The sequence below is a fragment of the Micromonospora sicca genome, from assembly GCF_003172935.1.
In the GTDB taxonomy this organism is placed as follows: domain Bacteria; phylum Actinomycetota; class Actinomycetes; order Mycobacteriales; family Micromonosporaceae; genus Micromonospora; species Micromonospora sicca.
In genome coordinates this window covers 1-3,696 of sequence record NZ_QGKS01000500.1, presented here as the reverse complement: position 1 = coordinate 3,696, position 3,696 = coordinate 1, and the positions used below count along the sequence as shown (strand labels likewise).

At 73.3% G+C, this 3,696-nt stretch carries 4 protein-coding genes; 1 reads left to right on the top strand and 3 read right to left on the bottom strand.

Annotation, left to right across the window (positions count from 1 at the left end):
- Positions 1–210: 210 nt before the first annotated feature.
- From DKT69_RS36180 to DKT69_RS36170, 3 genes are read right to left on the bottom strand one after another with little or no spacing between them, the layout of a single operon-like run.
- Positions 211–1,464, bottom strand: a complete 1,254-nt coding sequence (locus tag DKT69_RS36180; protein WP_109805848.1) for a beta-ketoacyl-[acyl-carrier-protein] synthase family protein — start codon at positions 1,462–1,464, stop codon at positions 211–213.
- On the bottom strand, positions 1,461–1,889 hold the full coding sequence (locus DKT69_RS36175) for a cupin domain-containing protein (protein ID WP_109805849.1): 429 nt from the start codon (positions 1,887–1,889) through the stop codon (positions 1,461–1,463). Before DKT69_RS36175 ends, DKT69_RS36180 begins: the two co-directional genes overlap by 4 nt.
- The gene (locus DKT69_RS36170) at positions 1,886–2,221 is read right to left on the bottom strand and encodes a TcmI family type II polyketide cyclase (RefSeq protein WP_109805847.1); all 336 of its coding nucleotides are present in this window, start codon (positions 2,219–2,221) and stop codon (positions 1,886–1,888) included. Before DKT69_RS36170 ends, DKT69_RS36175 begins: the two co-directional genes overlap by 4 nt.
- Before the next feature lie 218 nt (positions 2,222–2,439).
- Here DKT69_RS36170 and DKT69_RS36165 point away from each other — a divergent pair.
- A partial coding sequence (locus DKT69_RS36165; RefSeq protein WP_109805846.1) for a cation:proton antiporter domain-containing protein occupies positions 2,440–3,696 on the top strand: 1,257 nt, incomplete at its 3' end.

Genomic DNA, 3,696 nt, shown 5'->3' with positions numbered 1-3,696 from the left:
GATCCAGGGACTGTTCCTGCTGGGCTTCCCGCCGCCTCCGGCCCGCCCGGGCCGGCCCGCCGCGCCGCCCCCGCTGCGCTCGATGCGGCCCGCCGAGCGGCGCCCGGTCCGGCCTGCCGGCCCGGCCGACCCAGCCGGGACCGCCCGCTGACCGACCGGCGACGACCGGCCGCCCACGGCGACGTGGGCGGCCGGTTCGTTCGTGCGGGGTCAGACGCGGGCGAGCAGCATGGCGCTCTGGAAGCCGCCGAAGCCGCTGCCCACGCTGAGGACGGTGTCCATCCGGTGCTCCCGGGCGGTCAGCGGCACGTAGTCCAGATCGCACTCCGGATCGCGCTGGTGCAGGTTCGCGGTGGGCGGCACCACCTGGCGTTGCAGCGCCAGCGCGCAGGCCGCCACCTCCAGGGATCCGATCGCCCCCAGCGAGTGCCCGATCATCGACTTGATCGAGCTGACCGGCACCTGGTACGCCCGCTCGCCGAGCGCCCGGATGAACGCGGCCGTCTCGTGCCGGTCGTTCTGCTTGGTCCCCGAGCCGTGTGCGTTGATGTAGTCCACGTCGGACGGATCGATGCGCGCCTGGCACATGGCCACCCGGATCGCCTCGGCCATCTCCCGGCCGTCCGGCTTCAGCCCCGTCATGTGGAAGGCGTTGCTGCGGCTGGCGAAACCGGTGATCTCGGCGTAGATGCGGGCCCCGCGCCGCTGGGCCGCCTCCTTCTCCTCCAGCACCAGCACCGCCGCCCCCTCGCCCAGCACGAAACCGTCCCGGGTGGCGTCGAACGGGCGGGAGGCGTGCTCCGGGTCGTCGTTGTTCGGCGAGGTCGCCTTGATCGCGTCGAAGCAGGCGCAGGTGATCGGGGAGAGCGGGGCGTCCGTCGCGCCGGCCACCATCACGTCGGTGCTGCCCTCCCGGATCAGCTCCACCGCGTGCCCGACCGCGTCCAGCCCTGAGGTGCAGCCGGTCGAGATCAGCGCCGTCGGCCCCTCCGCGCCGGCCGTCCAGGCCACCTCCACGGCGAGGGTGCTCGGCACCATGTAGCCGTACAGGTGTGGCACCCCGTAGCTGTGGTCCACCAGCCAGTTGCGGCCGTCGTCGGAGAGCACCGCGTACTCCTGCTCCAGGCCCATGGTGCAGCCGACCGCGCTGCCGATGCTCACCCCGAGCCGGGCCGGGTCGCCGGCGCCGAGGTCCAGGCCGCTGTCCGCGATCGCCTCCCGGGCGCTGACCACCGCGAACTGCGCGGCCCGGTCCATCCGCCGGATCTCCGCCGAGGTCAGCCCGCAGGCCCGCGGGTCGAAGTCCACCTCGGCGGCGATCCGGGACCGGAAGGCACCGGCGTCGAAGAGGCTGATCCGCCGGGTCGCGGTCCGGCCGGCGGCCAGCAGCTCCCAGTACGCCTCCCGGCCTACCGCCCCCGGCGCGACCGCGCCGATCCCGGTGACCACCACCGACCGGGTCATGCCGGACCACCCACGTCCGGGTTCGCCGCCTCCGGCCGGGTCGGCTCCTCGGTGTCCACGTGGCCCAGCTCGGGCCGGGGTGCCAGCGGGGAGAGGTGGAAGACCACCCGGGCGGCCGTGCCACCGGTGTTGACCAGCCGGTGCTTCACCCCGATCGGCACCAGCAGCGAGTCGCCGGGGCCGAGCCGGACCGGCTCGCCGTCGAGCCGGATCTCCAGGTCGCCGTCGACGACGTGCAGGAACTCCTCCGAGTACGGGTGGTAGTGCTCGGTGACGTGCTCGCCGGGGGCGAGGGTGAGCACCCCGCCGAACCCGGAGGTGCAGCCGACCGTCTTCGGGCTGAGGGTGAGCCGGATGTCGCCGCCGCGGCGCCGGTTCGGCGTCACCTGGTCGACGTGCACGCGCAGTTCGCGGGTCGTGGTCACCGGGTCCTCCCGTCCTTCGCCGTCCACACGTAGAACGGGGCGGCCATCGCGTCCTTCGGTTCCTTCCAGTTCGGGTCGTACGGCGACACGAACTCCGTCAGCCGGGTGTTGATGTCCTGGTAGAGCGGGTGGCTGCGGGCCTGGTACAGGTTGGGCGAGATGTCGTCGTCGGCCTCCACGAGGTGCAGGTAGAGGTCGTGGAAGGTGAACAGCAGCCGCCGCGAGACACCGATCATGTGGGGCAGGTCGGTGGCGTCCGATTCGGCGAAGACGTCGCCGATGCGCTGTGGTTCGTCGGTCTTCAACTTCGCGATGATCAAGGTGCGGTGCACGGTGATCCTCCTGGCGTCCGCTCCGATGGGCCCGCACATGCTCACAGCGCCGGCTGGAGCCGTACTCGAACCCGGCTCGGCGGCCGGGCGACCCGCCGCCGGCCGCGGACGCCCGCCCCGACGGTGCCGCCGCGGCCCTCGACCCGTGGTCGAGCCGCCCCCGAGGCGACGGCGTGACGATCCCCGGGTCAACCATCGGACGTCCGGTCGGAGGACCCATGTCGACCACCCAGGCGACCCGCCTCCTGCTCGCCCTCGCGATCATCATCGTGGCCGCCCGCCTGCTCGGCGCGCTGGCCCGCCGGCTGGACCAGCCGCCGGTGATCGGCGAGGTGCTGGCCGGGATCGCGCTCGGCCCCACGCTGCTGCACGGCGCCGTCTCCGAGGCGGTCTTCCCCACCGACATCCGGCCGTTCCTCGCCGCGCTGGCCAACCTGGGGATCGCGCTGTTCATGTTCATCGTCGGCCTCGAACTGGACCACGCGCTGGTGCGCGGCAGGGGCCGGCTGGCCGGCAGCGTCTCGGTCAGCTCCATCGTGCTGCCGTTCGGGCTGGCCGCCCTGCTGTCGCTGTACCTGATCCGCGATCACCCGAGCCGGGACCCGCTGAGCTTCGCGCTGTTCATGGGGGCGGCGATGTCGGTCACCGCGTTCCCCGTGCTGGCCCGGATCCTCACCGACCGGAACATGAGCCACACCCTGGTCGGCCAGGTGGCCCTGACCTGCGCGGCGGTCGACGACGTCCTCGCCTGGTCGATGCTGGCGATGGTGGTGGCCGTCGCCGGCGCCGCCGCCGACCAGGCCCGGCTGCTGCTGGTGCTGCCCTACCTGGCGGTGATGTTCCTGCTGGTCCGCCCCCTGCTGAGCCGGGTGGCCACGGCGCAGCGGCGAGCCGGGCGGCTGACCAGCGGCACCCTCGCCGTGGTGCTGGCCGGTGCGCTGCTGTCGGCCGCGGCCACCGAGGCCGTCGGGCTGCACTTCATCTTCGGCGCGTTCCTGTTCGGCGTGGTGATGCCCCGCGAGGGCGGCGCCGCGCTCCGCGCCGAACTGCTGGAGCGGGTCGGCCAGGTCAGCTCGGTGCTGCTGCTGCCGGTCTTCTTCATCGTCGCCGGCCTGCGGGTCGACCTCTCCGCCGTCGGCCCCACCGGGCTGGGCGAGCTGGCCCTGATCCTGCTGGTGGCGATCGGCGGCAAGTTCGTCGGCGCCTACCTGGCGGCCCGGGCCAACGGACTGCCGGCCCGGGAGTCGGGCGCGCTGGCCACGTTGATGAACACCCGCGGCCTGACCGAGCTGGTCATCCTCAACATCGGCCTGCAACTGACCCTGCTGGACACCCGGCTCTATTCGCTGATGGTGGTGATGGCGGTGCTCACCACCGCGATGGCCGGACCGCTGCTGCGGGTCCTCTACCCACCCGTGCGCTACGCCCCGGCCGCCCCGGTGCCGACGAACTTGCCGCCGATCGCCACCAGCAGG

Coding starts and splice junctions, on each gene's coding strand:
- DKT69_RS36180 (WP_109805848.1), bottom strand. CDS start 1,464: ATGACCCGGTCGGTGGTGGTCACCGGGATCGGCGCGGTCGCGCCGGGG.